Genomic DNA, 18,266 nt, shown 5'->3' on the forward strand with positions numbered 1-18,266 from the left:
CGGGGTTTTTTATGCCTGTCTTGAAACCGGCGATGCGGGCTTGCCCACGAAGAGGCTGCCGACGGCGCTAGAGTGCTCGCTTGGGCAGATACGGCGGCAGATACAACCCGATGTAAGCATCGAACACCCGCATCCCTTCCTCGGCCATGCGCGGGGTGATCTGCCCGTGCTGTTGCACCGAGCGGGCGTAGACCCGGTCGCCCAGCTCCATCGCCAGCGCAAACACATCGACATCGTCCGGCAGCTTCGGCAGTTCGAAGTGATGGTCGAACAGCTTGTGCATCAGGTCGCCGAGTTCGAGGTCATGCTGACGGTCAGCCTGGGTGACTTCGGTGAGACCGTGCTGGGCCAGAATGAGCTGGCGGGCGGCCGCATCCTCGTCGTAGATCTCCAGCATGCGTTGCTCGACCAGCCGCGACAGATCGCGCCAGCCTTGCAGGGCATCATGATCGATCGGCGCCTGCAGGCAGGCACGGAACGCGGCATGCACATCCGCCGTCAGCGCTTCGAGCAGCGCCGGGACGCTGGCGAAGAAATGGTAGACCGAGGAGGGCGGGATCTGCGCGCGCTCGGCGACGCTGTAGATCGACAGGCTCGCCACACCCTCGGCGGCCAGCAGCGTGCGCGCGGCGTCGAGTATCGAATCGATTCGCGCCTGGCTGCGGGCACGGGGTTTACGGACGGGGGCGGGGCGCGTCATGGAAGTCTCCTGCGGGGCAGCGGGCATTGTACGAGGCGGGTTCGATGTTGTCTGCCCGAAGGCCTTCGGGAACAGGCCGCCGCTCTCTGGAATGGATTGCTCCTGTGGGAGCCGGACTTGCCTGCGAACCGCCGCAGGCGGCCATAAAAAAAACGCCGCCGGCTGATTCAGCCAACGGCGTTTTTCATCACTGCAATCCGCTTACTTAAACGGTATGCAGATACCAGTTGTACTCGAGGTCGGAGATGGAGTGTTCGAACTCCTCCAGCTCGCTCTCTTTGCAGGCGACGAAGATATCGATGTATTTCGGATCGATGTACTTGGCCATCACCTCGCTGTCGTCCAGCTCGCGCAGGGCATCGCGCAAGTTGTTCGGCAGGCTTTGCTCGTTCTGCTCGTAAGAGTTGCCTTCGGTCGGGGCCGGCGGCTCGATCTTGTTGGTCAGACCGTGATGCACACCCGCCAGCACCGAAGCCATCAGCAGGTACGGGTTGGCATCGGCGCCCGCCACGCGGTGCTCCAGACGTACCGCGTCGGCGGCGCCGGTTGGAACGCGCAGCGCCACGGTGCGGTTGTCCAGGCCCCAGCTCGGCGAGTTCGGCACGTAGAACTGTGCGCCGAAACGGCGGTAGGAGTTGACGTTCGGGCAGAGGAAAGCCATCTGCGCCGGCAGGGTCTCGAGCACACCGCCGATCGCGTGACGCAGCGCGGCGTTCTGCTCGGGATCCTCGCTGGCAAAAATGTTTTTGCCATCTTTGTCGAGTACCGAAATGTGGACGTGCAGACCGTTGCCCGCCTGGCCTGGGTAAGGCTTGGCCATGAAGGTGGTGTCCATTTCATGGTCGTAGGCGATGTTCTTGATCAGACGCTTGAGCAGGACCGCGTAGTCGCACGCCTTGATCGGGTCGGCGACGTGGTGCAGGTTCACTTCGAACTGCGCCGGGGCACTTTCCTTGACGATGGCGTCGGCCGGGATGCCTTGCTCTTTGGCACCTTCCAGGATGTCCTGGAGGCAATCGACGTATTCGTCGAGGTCGTCGATCAGGTAGACCTGCGTCGAATGCGGGCGTTTGCCGGAGATCGGCGAGCGTGGCGGCTGCGGACGGCCGTTCACGTTTTCCTGGTCGATCAGGTAGAACTCCAGTTCGAACGCGGCACAGATGGTCAGGCCGAGCTCGTCAAACTTTGCAACAACTTGACGGAGCACTTCGCGCGGATCGGCGAAGAAAGGGTCACCTTCGAGTTCGTGCATGGTCATCAACAGTTGCGCGGTCGGGCGCTTCTGCCATGGCTCGTTGCACAGGGTATCGGGGATTGGATAGCAGATACGATCGGCGTCGCCGATGTCCAGGCCCAGGCCGGTGCTTTCCACCGTGGAGCCGTTGATATCCAGAGCAAATAGAGAGGCCGGCAGGTTGATGCCTTTCTCGTAAACCTTGTGGAGGCTGGTGCGTTCGATGCGCTTGCCGCGCACCACACCATTCATATCCGCAATCAGAAGGTCAACGTACAGAACCTCAGGATGTTCCTTAAGGAACGCGTTCGCTTCGTTAAGCTGAACGGCACGCGGGGGTACCGACATGATGCAACACCTTTTTTGTTAAAAATATCAATCATTGATCTTTTCAGGTTTCAGTCAACCCGAACGGCCTGCCGAAGTCAAGCGAGGCCTTTTTTGCCCTAAAAAAGCGCCGTGGGGGCATTAATGGGGCAATTTTTGGCATTTTTTTGTCCACGGGACTTACGCCACCCGCAGGCTTGAGCAGGCCGTGTTGTATTTTTTACGGGGGTGTTGTGTAAAAAAATGAACAAGGCTAAGCTCGGGTCAAACCCATAACAGCAATAATACCGGGGTGCTTCATGTATCGCCTGCCGATAATCGGCGTCACCGACTGCTCGCAACAGTCCGGCCTGCATGCTCATCACATCAGTGGCGACACGTCCGTCAATACCACAGCCCGCAAGACTCGCGGCCTGTCGAGTGGACGCCTGTCCATGGCGGGGAAAACGTCAGCGTCCGATATTCTGGACGCACGAGATGGCACCCTCTTTACTGTTTCTCCTTCCAATATAGATCGCTTTCATTCCTCCAGCCTGTGCCGTGCCGGACGTCGTGTCCAGTGCGTTGCTCACGATTCTGCACGCCCGGGATTTGCACAGGAAATGCAACGCCAGCGTAAAGGGCAGGTAAGCTCCTCCTTCATTGTCTATGCGCGGTGCCAGGCGTAAGCCGGCACTGCGCGCGAGCAAGCCCCCCTAACGCGACGCCCAGTGCGTCAAACATTGCCTGACACGCGTCAGGAGACTCAGCCCAGAGGCATTTATGAGCACCAACCTCGACCAGCTCACCGATTGGTTGAAAGACCGCAAGATCACAGAAGTCGAATGCATGATCAGCGACTTGACCGGCATCACCCGGGGCAAGATTTCGCCGACCAACAAGTTCATCGCCGAGAAAGGCATGCGCCTGCCGGAAAGCGTTCTGTTGCAGACCGTGACCGGCGACTACGTCGAAGACGACATCTATTATGAACTGCTCGACCCGGCCGACATCGACATGGTCTGCCGTCCCGACCAGAACGCGGTGTACCTGGTGCCGTGGGCCATCGAGCCGACCGCCCAGGTGATCCACGACACCTACGACAAGCAAGGCAACCCGATCGAGCTGTCGCCGCGCAACGTGCTCAAGAAAGTCCTGAAACTCTACGCCGACAAGGGCTGGCAGCCGATCGTGGCGCCGGAAATGGAGTTCTACCTGACCAAGCGCAGCGACGACCCCGACTATCCGCTGCAGCCGCCGATCGGCCGCTCCGGGCGTCCGGAAATCGGTCGTCAGTCGTTCTCCATCGAAGCGGCCAACGAATTCGACCCGCTGTTCGAAGACGTCTACGACTGGTGCGAATTGCAGGACCTGGATCTCGACACGCTGATCCACGAGGACGGCACCGCGCAGATGGAAATCAACTTCCGTCACGGCGATGCGTTGTCCCTGGCTGACCAGATCCTGGTGTTCAAGCGCACCATGCGCGAAGCCGCGCTCAAGCATGACGTGGCCGCGACGTTCATGGCCAAGCCGATGACCGGCGAGCCGGGCAGTGCCATGCACCTGCACCAGAGCATCATCGACATCGAGACCGGCAAGAACATCTTCTCCAACGAAGACGGGACCATGAGCCAGTTGTTCCTGCACCACATCGGTGGCCTGCAGAAACTGATCCCCGAGGCGTTGCCGCTGTTTGCCCCGAACGTCAACTCGTTCCGCCGCTTCCTGCCGGACACCTCGGCGCCGGTGAACGTGGAGTGGGGCGAAGAAAACCGCACCGTGGGCCTGCGCGTACCGGATGCCGGGCCGCAGAACCGCCGGGTGGAAAACCGCCTGCCGGGTGCCGACGCCAACCCATACCTGGCGATCGCCGCGAGCCTGCTCTGCGGCTACATCGGCATGGTCGAAGGCATCAACCCGAGCGCGCCCGTCGTTGGCCGTGGTTATGAGCGACGCAACCTGCGCCTGCCGCTGACCATCGAGGACGCCCTGGAGCGCATGGAAAAGAGCGCGACCATCGAGAAGTACCTGGGCAAGAACTTCATCACCGGCTACGTCGCGGTCAAGCGGGCCGAGCATGAGAACTTCAAGCGCGTCATCAGTTCGTGGGAGCGCGAATACCTGCTGTTCGCCGTCTGATACGCCCGGCGCGGCCGTCACACGCCGCGCCTTCACCGATAACAAGGAGAATTGGCATGACCAGCAACAACCCGCAAACCCGTGAGTGGCAAGCGCTCAGCAGCGAGCACCACCTGGCCCCGTTCAGCGATTTCAAGCAGCTGAAGGAGAAGGGTCCACGGATCATCACCAATGCCAAGGGCGTGTACCTCTGGGACAGCGAAGGCAACAAGATCCTCGACGGCATGGCCGGCCTGTGGTGCGTGGCGATCGGTTACGGTCGCGATGAACTGGCCGATGCCGCCGCGAAACAGATGCGCGAGCTGCCTTATTACAACCTGTTCTTCCAGACCGCCCACCCGCCGGCGCTGGAACTGGCCAAGGCCATCGCCGACGTGGCGCCGCAAGGCATGAACCATGTGTTCTTCACCGGCTCCGGCTCCGAAGGCAACGACACCATGCTGCGCATGGTTCGCCACTACTGGGCGATCAAGGGCCAGCCGAACAAGAAAGTCATCATCAGCCGCAAGAACGGCTACCACGGCTCCACCGTGGCCGGCGCGAGCCTGGGCGGCATGACCTACATGCACGAGCAGGGCGACTTGCCGATTCCGGGCATCGTCCACATTGCCCAGCCGTACTGGTTCGCCGAGGGCGGCGACATGACCCCGGACGAGTTCGGGATCTGGGCGGCCAACCAGCTGGAAGAGAAGATTCTCGAAGTCGGCGTCGACAATGTCGGTGCGTTCATTGCCGAGCCGATCCAGGGCGCCGGCGGCGTGATCATTCCGCCCGATACCTACTGGCCGCGCATCAAGGAAATCCTCGCCAAGTACGACATCCTGTTCGTCGCCGATGAAGTGATCTGCGGTTTCGGCCGTACCGGCGAGTGGTTCGGCAGCGATTTCTACGACCTCAAGCCGCACATGATGACCATCGCCAAGGGCCTGACCTCCGGCTACATCCCGATGGGTGGCCTGATCGTCCGTGACGAAGTGGTGGCGGTGCTCAACGAGGGCGGTGATTTCAACCACGGCTTCACCTACTCCGGGCATCCGGTGGCGGCGGCGGTGGGGCTGGAAAACATCCGCATCCTGCGTGAAGAAAAAGTTATCGAGCACGCTCACAACGAAACGGCACCGTATTTGCAGAAGCGTCTGCGCGAACTCAACGATCACCCGTTGGTGGGGGAAGTGCGCGGCGTCGGTCTGCTGGGGGCCATCGAACTGGTGCAGGACAAGGCCACGCGCAAGCGTTACGAAGGCAAGGGTGTCGGCATGATCTGCCGTCAGTTCTGCTTCGACAACGGCCTGATCATGCGCGCCGTGGGCGACACCATGATCATTGCGCCGCCGCTGGTGATCAGCAAGGCGGAGATCGATGAGCTGGTTACAAAGGCACGCAAGTGTCTGGATCTGACCCTCAGTGCATTGCAAGGCTAAGTGCTAGGCTCTGAGCGACGGCGTTGTAGCGCTGTCGCTCGGAGCCGTCAGAAAGGTTGGCCTTTTGTTGAAAGACCGCCTCGGATCTTGCCAGACTAGCCGCGGTTCCAGTTGTCCGGGTTCGGCCGCTGAACAAAGTGGTTCAAAAAAGAAAAATTTGGAGCATGACGCATGAAGGCATTAGGTAAAAAACTTGCTGGCAAGACTCTTCTCGCCCTGTCCGTGGCGGGCATGATGGCGGGTGCGGTTCACGCGGACGACAAGGTATTGCACGTCTACAACTGGTCCGACTACATCGCTCCGGACACCATCGCGAACTTCGAGAAGGAGTCCGGGATCAGGGTCGTCTACGACGTATTCGACAGCAACGAAACCCTGGAAGCCAAACTGCTGGCAGGCAAGTCCGGCTACGACGTGGTCGTACCGTCGAACAACTTCCTGGCCAAGCAGATCAAGGCTGGTGTGTACCAGGAGCTGGACACCTCCAAGCTGCCTAACTGGAAAAACCTCAACCAGGACCTGCTCAAGGCCGTATCGGTCAGCGACCCGGGCAACAAGCACGCCTTCCCGTACATGTGGGGCTCGATCGGCATCGGCTACAACCCGGAGAAGGTCAAGGCTGCGCTGGGCGTCGACACCATCGATTCCTGGGACGTGCTGCTCAAGCCGGAAAACATCGCCAAGCTCAAGGGCTGCGGCGTGAGCTTCCTCGATTCGCCGACCGAAATGCTCCCGGTCGCCCTGCATTACCTGGGTCTGCCTACCGACAGCCAGAAGAAAGACGACATCAAGAAAGCCGAGGAACTGTTCCTCAAGATTCGTCCTTCGATCACCTACTTCCACTCCTCCAAGTACATCTCGGACCTGGCCAACGGCAACATCTGCGTAGCGGTCGGCTACTCGGGTGACGTGCAGCAGGCCAAGTCCCGTGCCGCCGAGGCCGGTGACAAGGTGAAAGTCAGCTACGCCATTCCGAAGGAAGGCGCGGGCAGCTTCTTTGACATGGTCGCCATTCCGAAGGATGCCGAGAACGTCGAAGGCGCCTACAAGTTCATGACCTTCCTGCAGAAGCCTGAAGTGATGGCCGGCATCACCAACGCCGTGCGTTTCCCGAACGGTAACGCCGCTGCAACGCCACTGGTGGAAAAAGACATCACCAGCGATCCAGGCATCTACCCGCCAGCCGACGTGCAGGCCAAGTTGTATGCCATCGCCGATCTGCCGGCGGCGACCCAGCGTGAGTTGACTCGCAGCTGGACCAAGATCAAATCCGGTAAATAAGCCGGTTTGAAGCAACAACCGCTGGCCATCGTCACCGCGAGGGCGGCCAGCGGGACAATTAAATGACAGAAAGTTTTGCTGGAACGGTTTTTCGAGGGTAAGTTGCGCGCCGGTTTTGTTGCCGGGCAGCCATGGCTGTCATGCAGCGCGGGGCAACTTGGGCCCAACTAAATTAGAGGACCTCCACTTGCCTACTTTTTCTTCTTTGCGCAATGCCCTGCTGGCCGCCGCCGGCCTGACGTTCGCTGTCGGTGCCCAAGCCGCCGGTACTGTGCATATTTATAACTGGTCGGACTACATCGGCGAGACCACCCTGGCCGATTTCCAGAAAGAGACCGGCATCAAACCGGTCTACGACGTCTTCGACTCCAACGAAACCCTGGAAGGCAAGCTGCTGGCCGGGCGCACCGGCTACGACGTGGTCGTGCCGTCGAACCACTTCCTCGGCAAGCAGATCAAGGCCGGCGCGTTCCAGAAACTGGACAAGGCGCAGCTGACCAACTATTCGAATCTCGATCCGGTGCTGCTCAAGCGCCTGGAGCAGAACGACCCGGGCAACCTGTACGCCGTGCCGTATCTGTGGGGCACCAACGGCATCGGTTACAACGTCGACAAGGTCAAGGCGGTGCTGGGCATCGACAAGATCGACTCCTGGAGCGTGCTGTTCGAACCGGAGAACATCAAGAAGCTGCACAGCTGCGGCGTGGCGTTCCTCGATTCGGCCGATGAAATGATGCCGACCGTGCTCAACTACATGGGCCTGAACGCCAACAGCACCGATCCGAAGGACTACGCCAAAGCGACTGACAAGTTGCTGGCGGTGCGTCCCTACGTGACGTACTTCCACTCCTCCAAATACATCGGCGACCTGGCCAACGGTGATATTTGCGTGGCGATCGGTTTCTCCGGCGACATGTTCCAGGCCAAGCACCGCGCCGAGGAAGCCAAGAAAGGCGTGAACATCGCCTACTCGATCCCGAAAGAGGGCGGCGCGCTGTGGTTCGACATGCTGGCGATTCCCAAGGACTCGGCCAACGTCAAGGAAGCCCACGCCTTCATCAACTATTTGCTGAAACCTGAGGTGATCGCCCAGGTCAGTGATTACGTCGGTTACGCCAACCCTAACCCTGGGTCGGACAAGCTGATGGAACAGTCCATCCGCACCGACGAGGCGGTTTACCCACCGCAGGCCGTACTCGACAAGACCTATGTGTCGATCGAGTTGCCACCGAACATTCAGCGTTTGATGACCCGCAGCTGGACCAAGGTCAAGTCGGGCAAATAAGGCACAAACTATCCTGGGTTCGTCCGCGTAGGGCGAACTGCACTCTTTTTTTCTGGGAGTTTCGCAAATGGCAGTTGCCTCCGGCGCCTATAAGAAAGCCCTCGAGGGCGACCAGACACCTAAGCAGGTGCTGGTCAAAATCGACCGGGTCACGAAGAAGTTCGACGAGACGGTTGCCGTGGACGATGTGTCCCTGGAAATCAAGAAAGGCGAAATCTTCGCCCTGCTCGGCGGTTCGGGATCGGGCAAATCCACCCTGCTGCGTATGCTCGCCGGGTTCGAACGGCCCACGGAGGGGCGCATTTTCCTCGACGGCGTCGACATCACCGACATGCCGCCGTACGAGCGACCGATCAACATGATGTTCCAGTCCTACGCCTTGTTCCCGCACATGACCGTGGCGCAGAACATCGCCTTCGGCCTGCAACAGGACAAGATTCCCAAGGCCGAGATCGACGCCCGCGTGGCCGAGATGCTCAAGCTGGTGCAGATGAGCCAGTACGCCAAGCGCAAGCCGCATCAACTGTCCGGCGGCCAGCGTCAGCGTGTGGCGCTGGCGCGCTCGCTGGCCAAGCGGCCGAAGCTGTTGCTGCTCGACGAGCCGATGGGCGCACTGGACAAGAAACTGCGTTCGCAGATGCAGCTTGAGCTGGTGGAAATCATCGAACGCGTCGGCGTGACCTGCGTGATGGTGACCCACGACCAGGAAGAGGCCATGACCATGGCCGAGCGCATCGCGATCATGCACCTGGGCTGGATCGCCCAGATCGGCAGCCCGATCGATATCTACGAAACCCCGACCAGCCGCCTGGTCTGCGAGTTCATCGGCAACGTGAACATCTTCGAAGGCGAAGTGATCGACGACGCCGAAGGTCACGCGACCATCACCTGCAAGGACCTCGACCGGCAGATCTACGTCGGCCACGGCATCAGCACTTCGGTGCAGGACAAGTCCGTGACCTACGCGATCCGTCCGGAAAAATTGCTGGTCACCGCCGACATGCCGACCTGCGAATACAACTGGTCGAGCGGCAAGGTGCATGACATCGCCTACCTCGGCGGCCATTCGGTGTTCTACGTCGAATTGCCGAGCGGCAAACTGGTGCAGTCCTTCGTGGCCAACGCCGAACGCCGTGGCGCACGCCCGACCTGGGGCGATCAGGTCTACGTGTGGTGGGAAGACGACAGCGGCGTGGTACTTCGCTCATGAACATGCGCAAATTCAAACGCCGCCTCAATCGAATAATTCCCGGTGGCCGCCAACTGGTCATCGGGGTTCCGTTCATCTGGCTGTTCCTGTTCTTCATGTTGCCGTTCTTCATCGTGCTGAAGATCAGCTTCGCCGAAGCCGACGTGGCCATCCCGCCGTACACCGAGATCTACAGCTACGCCGAGCAGAAGCTGCAACTGCTGCTGAACCTGGGCAACTACGCGATGCTCGGCGACGACGAGCTCTACATCGCCGCGTATCTCGGCTCGTTGAAGATGGCGTTGTTCAGCACCATCCTCTGCCTGCTGATCGGCTATCCGATGGCCTACGCCATCGCCAGCGCCCGCAAGGAAGTGCAGACGGTGCTGGTGCTGCTGATCATGATGCCGACCTGGACCGCGATCCTGATCCGCGTCTATGCGTGGATGGGTATCCTCAGCAACAACGGTCTGCTCAACGGTTTCCTGATGAGCATGGGCTTGATCGATGAGCCGCTGCAGATCCTCAACACCAACCTGGCGGTGTACATCGGCGTCGTCTATTCGTACCTGCCGTTCATGATCCTGCCGCTGTACGCCAACCTCGTTAAGCACGACCACAGTCTGCTGGAGGCGGCTTCGGACCTGGGTTCGAGTACCTTCAACAGCTTCTGGAAAATCACCATTCCGCTGTCCAAGAACGGCATCATCGCCGGCTGCATGCTGGTGTTCATTCCGGTGGTGGGCGAGTTCGTGATTCCGGAACTGCTCGGCGGCCCGGAAACCCTGATGATCGGTAAAGTGCTCTGGCAAGAGTTCTTCAACAACCGTGACTGGCCGGTGGCGTCCGCCCTGGCGGTGGTGATGCTGGCGATCCTGATCGTGCCGATCATCCTGTTCAACCGCAGTCAGGCCAAGGAAATGGAGGGTAAAGAATGAAGCGCTTCCGTTTCTCCAGCCTGATGCTGGTGCTCGGCCTGTTGTTCATCTACCTGCCGATGCTGATCCTGGTGATCTACTCGTTCAACGCCTCGAAACTGGTGACGGTGTGGGGCGGCTGGTCGGTGAAGTGGTACGTCGGCCTGCTCGACAACACGCAACTGATGGGCTCGGTGGTGCGTTCGCTGGAGATCGCCTGCTACACCGCCGTCGCGGCGGTGGCGCTGGGTACGCTGGCGGCGTTCGTGCTGACCCGCATCACCCGCTTCAAGGGCCGCACGCTGTTCGGTGGCCTGGTCACTGCGCCGCTGGTGATGCCGGAAGTGATCACCGGTCTGTCGCTGTTGCTGCTGTTCGTGGCCATGGCGCAGATGATCGGCTGGCCGCAGGAGCGTGGCATCGTCACCATCTGGATCGCCCACACCACGTTCTGTGCCGCGTATGTGGCGGTGGTGGTGTCGGCGCGCCTGCGTGAGCTGGACCTGTCGATCGAAGAAGCGGCGATGGATCTGGGTGCGCGGCCGTGGAAGGTGTTCATCCTGATCACCATTCCGATGATCGCGCCGTCGCTGGCGGCAGGCGGCATGATGTCGTTCGCCCTGTCGCTGGATGATCTGGTACTGGCGAGTTTCGTTTCCGGGCCGGGGTCGACGACCCTGCCGATGGAAGTGTTCTCGGCGGTGCGCCTGGGCGTGAAGCCTGAGATCAACGCCGTGGCGAGTCTGATTCTGCTGGCGGTGTCGCTGGTGACGTTCCTGGTCTGGTTCTTCAGCCGTCGCGCCGAAGAAGCACGCCGCAAGGCGATCCAGCAGGCCATCGAAGAAAGCGCTGCCGACTCGTGGAAGCAACCGGACGTGCGCCGGGCGCCGACGCCGGAAGCGGCTTAAGCCTCCCGCTACAAAAAACCTCGCGACCGGTTACGGCCGCGAGGTTTTTTTATGCCCGATCAGGAAACCCACGGCGATTGGCGGATGACCTCGACGAAGTTCATCGGCTTGAATCCCGGCTCCTGATCTTTCAGCACATCGGTCTTCACATTGCCGAAGGTCGTCTGCGGGCGATGGCGCAAACCGTCGGCGAACGCGCAGATGATGCACTCCTTGAATCCCTCGCCCCGTGGATGCGCATGCACCACCGCTTCGCGCTGCACGGTGCTGAACGCCGCGTAATCCATGCCCAGCACATCCATCTCGACGCCCGCCGTCACCAGCGCCACGGTCGGACGCAAATGCTTCGGCACCCCCGGCGTGGTGTGCAGGGCAATCGACAGCCAGACCTGTTCGATGTCGTCATCGCTCAGACCATAAGGCTTGAGAAACGCTGCCGCTGCGTTGGCGCCATCCACTTCGAAACGTTCGTCGGCGCTGCGGTGACCTTCGACCAGACCGAGGTCGTGGAACATCGCGCCGACGTACAGCAACTCCGGGTCGTAGGTCAGTTGCTGGCGTTCACCGCTCAGCGCACCAAACAGGAATACCCGGCGCGAGTGGTGGTAGAGCAGGTCGGACTCGATGTCGCGGATGTACTCGGTGGTGGCCCGGGCCAGCGCGCTGTCGGGGATTTTGATGCCGGCAATGGTGGTGCTCATGGGGGCTTTCCTCGTCGAAAGCGCCGTCGTGGCGCTGCTGGGGAAAGTCTGTTCCCGAGGGTTGAACCGGACAATCGGGCCATGGCTGCGATCCTTGCCAATCAGCCTGCAAATCGTGCCAGTTGGCTTCTGGCCGTGTGTTTCGCTAGGGTTGATCGCCACAGGTGCCCAGGAGACCTTAACCGCCATGCACAGAACCGTCGCGATCGTGGTGTTTCCCGGCGTGCAATCGCTGGATGTCAGCGGCCCTCTGGATGTGTTCGCCGAGGCCAATCGCTTCCTCGCGCCAGAGGATCATTACCGGCTCGAAGTGATCGGGGTCGAACACGGGCCGATGCCTTGCTCCAACGGCCTGACGCTGAACGCCCATCGGCATTTCAGCGCAGCGCTGGAGGCCTATGACTTGCTCTTGGTGGCGGGCGGCCCGCAGTTGCCGTTCATGGACTTCGGTCAGGCGTTCAATCGTTGGCTGCGGGATGCCTGCACGGCGGCGCAACGCTTTGGGTCGATCTGCAACGGCGCCTTCATGCTCGCCCGCGCCGGGCTGCTGGACGGGCGCACGGTCACCACTCACTGGAACGATGCCGATGCGCTGGCGCAGTTGTGCCCGTCGAGCCGGGTCGATGCGGATCGCTTGTACGTCGAGGATGGCGCGCTCTACACCTCGGCGGGGGTGACGGCGGGGATCGATCTGTCGCTGTACCTGCTGGCCCGCGATCACGGCGCCGAAGTAGCGCTGAGCGTGGCCAAGCGGCTGGTGGTGTTCACCCAGCGCTCCGGCGGGCAGTCGCAATTCAGCCCGTTCCTCACACCCCATGCCGAACCCACCTCGGCAGTGGCGATGGTGCAGTTGTACGTGCTGGCCAATCTCACGGGCGATCTGACCATTGCCGACCTGGCGAAAGCCGCCAACATGAGTGCGCGCAATTTCTCCCGGGTGTTCGCCCGCGAGGCCAAAGTCACTCCGGCGGAGTTCGTCGAGCGGGCGCGGGTGGACGCGGCACGGGTGATGCTGGAAAGCACCACGGCGCCGTTGAAGACCGTGGCGTATCAGTGCGGGTTTCGTGATGCGCAACATATGCGCAGTGTGTTCAACCGTCGGTTGGGGGTGACGCCGCAGCAGTTCCGGACGAATTTCGCGGTGATGGTTTGACCCTCACCCTGGCTCTCTCCCCGAGGGCGAGGAGTTTTCAAGGCTCGGTCCGCTTTGGCAGCAATTTCAGGGTACTGCGCGTATTCGCCGTCACCTCTTCATCGTTGAAATGCGCCTGCACATAGATCCCGTCCACATACGCTTCGGCCTGATCGTCATAGTGGCTGTCGAACGGCACGCCGCTCTGGCCGACCGGGTTGATGGTCAGGCTGTGGGCGGGGTCGGCGAAGTCGATCAGGCGTCGGGTCGAAGGACCATAAGTCACCGGCCACGGCGCCGGGCCGATCTTCGCCGAGAGGTTGTTCGGCACTTCATGGGAACCGGGCGCCGCGAAAGGACCGACGTTGAAAATGCGATCCAGCGGCTTCTGCTGGCCCAGCGGATGACCGTGGGTCAGGGTGTGCGCCTTGCCCCACTGCCAGCCGGAGACGTCGTCGCCGAGGGTCTGTTTCAGGTGCGCCATGCTCGCCTGCCACGCGGCGCGCACGGTGTCGGCGCGGGTCTCTTTGGCCGGCGTGTTGCGGTTGTCCCACCACGGTGAGTCAGCGTTGGCGGCCAGGCGCGGCAGGGCCGCATCGATCACTCGGGTCGACAGCAGCGTGTCGAAGAAATCATTGCCCAGCTCGTCGCGCATCGCGGCGTCGGCCAGGTCGTAGAGGAACTGGTTGAACAGCGTTGCGCTGACCGAATCCAGCGGGTAGTCGCCTTGCCATTGCGCCAGTTGTTCGACCAGTTTTTGCTCCGCCGGATTACCGACCACTTCACGCAGCACCGGCAGCAGCGGCGCCAGCAGGCGCGGGCCGTACGCGGTGGTGGTGCCCAGTTGCAGCTTTTGGTTGGCCTCGTTGGTCCACTTCACGCTTTTGTCCGAGAGCTGGCGATTGAGCTGCTGACCACGGTCGGCGAGGTTGTAGTAGCCGGGAATCTCCATGCCGGTCGGCGACACCGGCTGGAAGTTGGCCGAGACGATATAGCCGCGCGCCGGGTTTTCTTCCTGCGGGTTGGCGCTGAACGGGAAGTAGCCGTCCTTGTCCGCCTGATTGCCGCTGCCGTCGAGAATGAAACCCGGCTTCACCCCGGCCGGGCGTTTGGGCAGCAGCGCCGAAGCCCACCAGGCGATATCACCCTTGGCGTTGGCGTAGACAATGTTCAGCCCCGGTGCCTGCACCTTGGCCGCTGCGGCGCGGGCCTTGGCCAGGGTGTCGGCGCGGTTGAGCTGGTAGAAGCCGTCGAGGATCGGGTTCGGCGTTTCGAGGAACGCCCACCACATCGCAATCGGCGTTTTGCCGGCGGCGCTGCCGAGGGCAGCGTTGACGATCGGCCCGTGGGGCGACTGACGCAGGGTGATGGTCACCGGCGCCTGGCCCTTCACCGCGATCTGCTGCTGGGTGCTGATCAGGTCGGTCCACTGGCCGCGATACCAGACCTGATTCGGGTTGTCCGGATTGACCTTCTCGGCGATCAGGTCCAGGTCATCGTTCTGGAACATCGTCAGGCTCCAGCCGAAATCCAGGTTGTGGCCAAGGAACGCGAACGGCACCAGCGCCTGATGATGGCCGTACAACTCGAATCCCGGCGCCGACAGCTGCGCCTCGTACCATACCGACGGCACCGAGAAGCGGATGTGCGGGTCACCGGCCAGCAGCGGTTTGCCGCTCTGGCTGCGGTTGCCGGCAATCACCCAGGCGTTGCTGCCTTCGAACTGCGGCAGGCCGTTTTCGATCAGCGCCTGTTCACTGAGGCGGGCGAGGGCGGTGAGGTCTTTCCAGTCGCTGGCGGCGAGCGCCAGCGTCGAGCTGTTCGATTTTTTCGCGAGCACGCCCTTGGGCTGCCAGTCGAGGTCGAAGACGTTGAGGTAATCGGCACCCAGTTGATCGCGCACGTAGGTCAGCAGCGGCTCGGTGCGAAACGCAGCGGCGAAGCTGTAGGCCATGTACCCGGCGACGCTGATGCTGTCCTCGGCAGTGAACGGTCGCTTGGGGATGCCCAGCACGTCGAACTCCACGGGCGCGGGGTGACTGTCCTGATACTGGTTGATGCCATCCAGATAGGCTTGCAGGGCCTTCCACGCGGGCGACTGCTTGTCGAGGCTGGCGACATAACTGGCGGCGCGCTCGCGGATGCGCAGGCTGCGGAACAGTTTGTCGGTGTCGAGCAGCTTCGGCCCGAGCACTTCGGCCAGTTCGCCACGGGCCAGACGGCGCATGGCTTCCATCTGGAACAGCCGATCCTGGGCATGCACATAACCGAGGGCGCGATACAGATCGGCCTCATTCTCGGCGCGGATATGCGGCACCCCGCGCTCGTCGTAGCGCACGATCACCGAACCTTGCAGATTGCGCAGCTCCACTTGACCCTGACGCGTGGGTTGCTTGCTGTACACGTACCAGCCGCCTGCGGCCAGCAGGACAACGATGAGCAAGGCCAGAACGGTGAACACGCGCTTCATGTTGACTCCTTGTACATGCGGGATGCCGCCCGTGCGGGCTGCAAACAATTAGCACAGACCCTGTGTGCCGCGCATCGCCGTCCTCGAAATGTCCGGAATGCCTTACTTCGTGTCCACGGGCCAAGGGCAATAGCAACCCACCGCCAGCGTATGCGTGGCATTCACCGGCCGATCCTCACTCAATGCATGCAGGATCGGTTCGATAAAACTGTTGCTGGAATTGCAGGTCAGGCCTTCGCTGTAGGGGCCGAAGTACGCGAGTTTGCCGCTGCGGTCCCAGATTGCCACAGCGGGGCTGGCGGGGACTTGTTCGGCACCGGGCAGGATCGCGATGGTCTTGAGCGTGCCGAGGGTGGCGGGGAGTTGGCCGTGGCTGCCGGGTTTCTGTACGGCGAAGAACTCCACCCCTTTGGGGCCGAACTGCTCGACCATTTCGCTCAGGTGCTGTTGATTGCCGACGTTGCACGGACAGGCCGGGTCCCAGAAATGCACCAGACGGATGTTGCCGGGGCCGGCGAGGTCGTCGGGCAGGCGCAACGGATCGCCGGAAAACACCGCCGTGTGTTCGCTGAACGCCCGCAGATAACGGCCCTGGAACCAGTCGTATGCCGCCCACAGCACGCCGACGCACACGATGGCGAGCAGGCTGGCGAACAGCGCGGTGCGGTAGGGCGGACGCATGGTTTTCGATCCTCGAGAGCGCGCTAGCTTGCCATGCTTGCCGCGACAGATGAATATCGCAGGCCGATAAAGTCTGTTCACCGTTCTGGAAATGCCCATGTCCGCCACTTTCGATCCCGATCATTTACGCGCCAGCCTCAAGCCTTTGGCCGAGTGGCAGCCGTTGTCGGACGAGGCGAAGGCGTATCAGCGCTTTTACCAGACCGACTTTCCCGGTCGGGACATGTGGCGTGGCATGGGCCGTTTCGAGGTCGACGGTTATGAGCTGGTCAGCCACTGCTGGTGGCCGGAAACGGTCAAGGCGACGCTGTTTCTGTTGCATGGTTTCTATGACCACACCGGGCTCTATCGGCATGTGATCGAGTGGGCGCTGGATCAGGGGTTTGCGGTGATTGCCTGTGACTTGCCGGGGCATGGTCTGTCGAGTGGCGAGCGGGCGAGCATCCGCGACTTCTCCGAATACCAGGACACCCTGCAGGCGTTGTTCGCCGAAGCGCGCTCGATTGCCCTGCCACAACCGTGGCATCTGTGCGGGCAAAGCACGGGCGGGGCGATCGTGGTCGATCATGTGCTCAACCATGGCGAGAACAGTCCGGCCCAGGGGCAACTGATCCTCTTCGCGCCGCTGGTGCGTCCGCGCGCCTGGGGCTGGTCGCAGTTGAGCTATTACCTGCTGCGACCCTTCGTCCGGGGCATCGCCCGGCGCTTCAGCGAAAACTCCAATGACCCGGACTTCCTGCCGTTCCTGCAGGCCGATCCGTTGCAGCCGCAGCGTTTGCCGACGCGCTGGGTCGGCGCGTTGAGTCGCTGGATCATCCGGGTGGAACACGCGAAAAAAAGTTCGCGCCGGCCCTTGGTGATTCAGGGGCAGGCGGACATGACGGTGGACTGGCAGCACAACCTGCAGGTGTTGAAGTGGAAGTTCGACCGACCGCAAATCCTGTTGTTGGCGGACGCGCGGCATCATCTGGCGAATGAGACGGCGGATATGCGCCGGGAGTATTTCGAGTTTCTGACCAAGCGGATCAAAGGGCGGAATGTGTAGGGTTTTGCGGGCCGGCCCAAGCCATTACCGGCTGAGGTTCGAGGTGCTTTGCCCCACCGCCAGTCCCGCCCGGATCGCCGCCAAGGCGGCTTGATAGTAGGCCTTGCCTTCGGTGGACTCGGCGAAGGTTGCGAACTCTTCCAGCTCTTCATCCGACAGATCGCGATAGACGTAGAGCAGCGTGTTGTTCAGGTCGGCGCCGATCTGATCCATCAGGCGCTGGCGTTGCCCATTCAACATGCCCTGGGCCTGACCGCCGCCGAGCAGGCCGGGGATCATCGAGCTCAGGCTGTCCGCCGCCACTCCGGCAATCGCCAGGCTGACCTCGGCGCCGGCTTCGCGGGCGGGCAGGGCCTGGGCGAGGTGACCGATAATCAGCAGGCGACTGTCGCTGGCCGGCATCTTCGGCAGGCCCTTGGCGTTTTTCGCCAACTGATCGCGACGGGTCGCCAGCAATTCGGCGGCGACGATTTTCTTGCCCAGCGGGGTCTGGAAAAAGGACAGGGCCGGTTTCGGGTCGGCGAGGTTCTTGCGCAGTTGCGCTTCGGCGCGCTGGTCCATGGCCTGTGGGGCGAAGCGCTGGTTGCTGTTGCTCACCAGGGCCTGGAACACCGCTGGCGGCAGACTGCTCTGGTAGCGCTGCTGAGCGGCGGTCAGGGCGTCGTTGAAATGCGCGCGTTGTTCTGGCCAACCGGCGACCTTGTACAACTGGTCGTGGTTGTCCGCCCAGGCGGGCAAAACGCAGAACATCAGCAGTGAAAAAAGCAAACGGCGCATAGGGACTCCTGTCAGCAGCGGACTATTCTCCGTGCGGTGCCAGGACTTGTCGAGAATTCGTATCAAGCCGCCGCGTG

16 protein-coding genes are annotated in these 18,266 nt (G+C 61.7%); 10 read left to right on the forward strand and 6 right to left on the reverse strand.

Going from position 1 to position 18,266, the window contains the following annotated elements; genetic code table 11:
- Positions 1 to 67: 67 nt before the first annotated feature.
- Both KVQ74_RS02115 and KVQ74_RS02120 read right to left on the reverse strand, forming a co-directional pair.
- Positions 68 to 700, reverse strand: coding sequence for a TetR/AcrR family transcriptional regulator (locus KVQ74_RS02115; RefSeq protein WP_217829345.1), 633 nt, complete (start codon positions 698 to 700; stop codon positions 68 to 70).
- Between the two features lie 205 nt (positions 701 to 905).
- Positions 906 to 2,282 carry a glutamine synthetase family protein gene (locus tag KVQ74_RS02120; RefSeq protein WP_217829346.1) on the reverse strand — a complete coding sequence of 459 codons (1,377 nt, stop codon included), beginning with the start codon at positions 2,280 to 2,282 and terminating at the stop codon, positions 906 to 908.
- 278 nt (positions 2,283 to 2,560) lie between these two features.
- On the opposite strand from KVQ74_RS02120, the gene KVQ74_RS02125 reads away from it, so the two are divergent.
- The 8 genes from KVQ74_RS02125 to KVQ74_RS02160 all read left to right on the forward strand — a co-directional run bounded on the left by KVQ74_RS02125 (position 2,561) and on the right by KVQ74_RS02160 (position 11,383).
- Positions 2,561 to 2,929: a glutamine amidotransferase gene (locus tag KVQ74_RS02125; RefSeq protein ID WP_217829347.1), complete on the forward strand. Its 369-nt coding sequence runs from the start codon at positions 2,561 to 2,563 to the stop codon at positions 2,927 to 2,929.
- Positions 2,930 to 3,023: 94 nt separating this feature from the next.
- Entirely contained in the window at positions 3,024 to 4,382 is a 1,359-nt protein-coding gene (locus tag KVQ74_RS02130) for a glutamine synthetase family protein (protein ID WP_217829348.1), read from the forward strand.
- Between the two features lie 56 nt (positions 4,383 to 4,438).
- Complete coding sequence (locus KVQ74_RS02135) at positions 4,439 to 5,803, forward strand: aspartate aminotransferase family protein (RefSeq protein WP_217829349.1); 1,365 nt, start codon at positions 4,439 to 4,441, stop codon at positions 5,801 to 5,803.
- A 171-nt stretch (positions 5,804 to 5,974) separates the two neighbouring features.
- A complete protein-coding gene (locus tag KVQ74_RS02140; protein WP_217829350.1) occupies positions 5,975 to 7,084 on the forward strand; it encodes a polyamine ABC transporter substrate-binding protein in 1,110 nt (369 codons plus the stop codon).
- Between the two features lie 187 nt (positions 7,085 to 7,271).
- On the forward strand, positions 7,272 to 8,369 hold the full coding sequence (locus KVQ74_RS02145) for a polyamine ABC transporter substrate-binding protein (RefSeq protein ID WP_217829351.1): 1,098 nt from the start codon (positions 7,272 to 7,274) through the stop codon (positions 8,367 to 8,369).
- Positions 8,370 to 8,436: 67 nt separating this feature from the next.
- Positions 8,437 to 9,579 carry an ABC transporter ATP-binding protein gene (locus KVQ74_RS02150; protein WP_217829352.1) on the forward strand — a complete coding sequence of 381 codons (1,143 nt, stop codon included), beginning with the start codon at positions 8,437 to 8,439 and terminating at the stop codon, positions 9,577 to 9,579.
- A 35-nt stretch (positions 9,580 to 9,614) separates the two neighbouring features.
- Positions 9,615 to 10,496, forward strand: coding sequence for an ABC transporter permease subunit (locus tag KVQ74_RS02155; RefSeq protein ID WP_217829635.1), 882 nt, complete (start codon positions 9,615 to 9,617; stop codon positions 10,494 to 10,496).
- Positions 10,493 to 11,383, forward strand: coding sequence for an ABC transporter permease subunit (locus KVQ74_RS02160; RefSeq protein ID WP_217829353.1), 891 nt, complete (start codon positions 10,493 to 10,495; stop codon positions 11,381 to 11,383). Before KVQ74_RS02155 ends, KVQ74_RS02160 begins: the two co-directional genes overlap by 4 nt.
- Before the next feature lie 59 nt (positions 11,384 to 11,442).
- Here the strand turns inward: KVQ74_RS02160 and KVQ74_RS02165 are convergent, their stop codons facing one another.
- Positions 11,443 to 12,084, reverse strand: coding sequence for an HD domain-containing protein (locus tag KVQ74_RS02165; protein WP_217829354.1), 642 nt, complete (start codon positions 12,082 to 12,084; stop codon positions 11,443 to 11,445).
- A gap of 187 nt (positions 12,085 to 12,271) precedes the next feature.
- Between KVQ74_RS02165 and KVQ74_RS02170 the strand changes: the two genes are divergently transcribed.
- Positions 12,272 to 13,237, forward strand: a complete 966-nt coding sequence (locus tag KVQ74_RS02170) for a GlxA family transcriptional regulator (protein ID WP_217829355.1) — start codon at positions 12,272 to 12,274, stop codon at positions 13,235 to 13,237.
- 37 nt (positions 13,238 to 13,274) lie between these two features.
- Here KVQ74_RS02170 and KVQ74_RS02175 read toward each other — a convergent pair whose 3' ends face one another.
- Together KVQ74_RS02175 and KVQ74_RS02180 are read right to left on the reverse strand one after the other, a co-directional pair.
- A complete protein-coding gene (locus KVQ74_RS02175; RefSeq protein WP_217829356.1) occupies positions 13,275 to 15,686 on the reverse strand; it encodes a penicillin acylase family protein in 2,412 nt (803 codons plus the stop codon).
- Between the two features lie 102 nt (positions 15,687 to 15,788).
- Complete coding sequence (locus tag KVQ74_RS02180; RefSeq protein WP_217829357.1) at positions 15,789 to 16,367, reverse strand: DUF6436 domain-containing protein; 579 nt, start codon at positions 16,365 to 16,367, stop codon at positions 15,789 to 15,791.
- Positions 16,368 to 16,464: 97 nt separating this feature from the next.
- On the opposite strand from KVQ74_RS02180, the gene KVQ74_RS02185 reads away from it, so the two are divergent.
- Positions 16,465 to 17,412 carry an alpha/beta hydrolase gene (locus KVQ74_RS02185; RefSeq protein ID WP_217829358.1) on the forward strand — a complete coding sequence of 316 codons (948 nt, stop codon included), beginning with the start codon at positions 16,465 to 16,467 and terminating at the stop codon, positions 17,410 to 17,412.
- A 24-nt stretch (positions 17,413 to 17,436) separates the two neighbouring features.
- Here KVQ74_RS02185 and KVQ74_RS02190 read toward each other — a convergent pair whose 3' ends face one another.
- Entirely contained in the window at positions 17,437 to 18,189 is a 753-nt protein-coding gene (locus tag KVQ74_RS02190) for a DUF2059 domain-containing protein (RefSeq protein WP_217829359.1), read from the reverse strand.
- Between the last annotated feature and the right edge of the window lie 77 nt (positions 18,190 to 18,266).

This window comes from Pseudomonas botevensis (assembly GCF_019145475.1).
GTDB classification, from domain to species: Bacteria; Pseudomonadota; Gammaproteobacteria; order Pseudomonadales; family Pseudomonadaceae; genus Aquipseudomonas; species Aquipseudomonas botevensis.

Excerpts from the sequence above, each read along its gene's own strand:
- KVQ74_RS02115 (WP_217829345.1), bottom strand. The coding sequence starts at position 700 with ATGACGCGCCCCGCCCCCGTCCGTAAACCCCGTGCCCGCAGCCAGGCG.
- KVQ74_RS02120 (WP_217829346.1), bottom strand. The coding sequence starts at position 2,282 with ATGTCGGTACCCCCGCGTGCCGTTCAGCTTAACGAAGCGAACGCGTTC.
- KVQ74_RS02125 (WP_217829347.1), top strand. The coding sequence starts at position 2,561 with ATGTATCGCCTGCCGATAATCGGCGTCACCGACTGCTCGCAACAGTCC.
- KVQ74_RS02130 (WP_217829348.1), top strand. The coding sequence starts at position 3,024 with ATGAGCACCAACCTCGACCAGCTCACCGATTGGTTGAAAGACCGCAAG.
- KVQ74_RS02135 (WP_217829349.1), top strand. The coding sequence starts at position 4,439 with ATGACCAGCAACAACCCGCAAACCCGTGAGTGGCAAGCGCTCAGCAGC.
- KVQ74_RS02140 (WP_217829350.1), top strand. The coding sequence starts at position 5,975 with ATGAAGGCATTAGGTAAAAAACTTGCTGGCAAGACTCTTCTCGCCCTG.
- KVQ74_RS02150 (WP_217829352.1), top strand. The coding sequence starts at position 8,437 with ATGGCAGTTGCCTCCGGCGCCTATAAGAAAGCCCTCGAGGGCGACCAG.
- KVQ74_RS02160 (WP_217829353.1), top strand. The coding sequence starts at position 10,493 with ATGAAGCGCTTCCGTTTCTCCAGCCTGATGCTGGTGCTCGGCCTGTTG.
- KVQ74_RS02165 (WP_217829354.1), bottom strand. The coding sequence starts at position 12,084 with ATGAGCACCACCATTGCCGGCATCAAAATCCCCGACAGCGCGCTGGCC.
- KVQ74_RS02170 (WP_217829355.1), top strand. The coding sequence starts at position 12,272 with ATGCACAGAACCGTCGCGATCGTGGTGTTTCCCGGCGTGCAATCGCTG.
- KVQ74_RS02175 (WP_217829356.1), bottom strand. The coding sequence starts at position 15,686 with ATGAAGCGCGTGTTCACCGTTCTGGCCTTGCTCATCGTTGTCCTGCTG.
- KVQ74_RS02180 (WP_217829357.1), bottom strand. The coding sequence starts at position 16,367 with ATGCGTCCGCCCTACCGCACCGCGCTGTTCGCCAGCCTGCTCGCCATC.
- KVQ74_RS02185 (WP_217829358.1), top strand. The coding sequence starts at position 16,465 with ATGTCCGCCACTTTCGATCCCGATCATTTACGCGCCAGCCTCAAGCCT.
- KVQ74_RS02190 (WP_217829359.1), bottom strand. The coding sequence starts at position 18,189 with ATGCGCCGTTTGCTTTTTTCACTGCTGATGTTCTGCGTTTTGCCCGCC.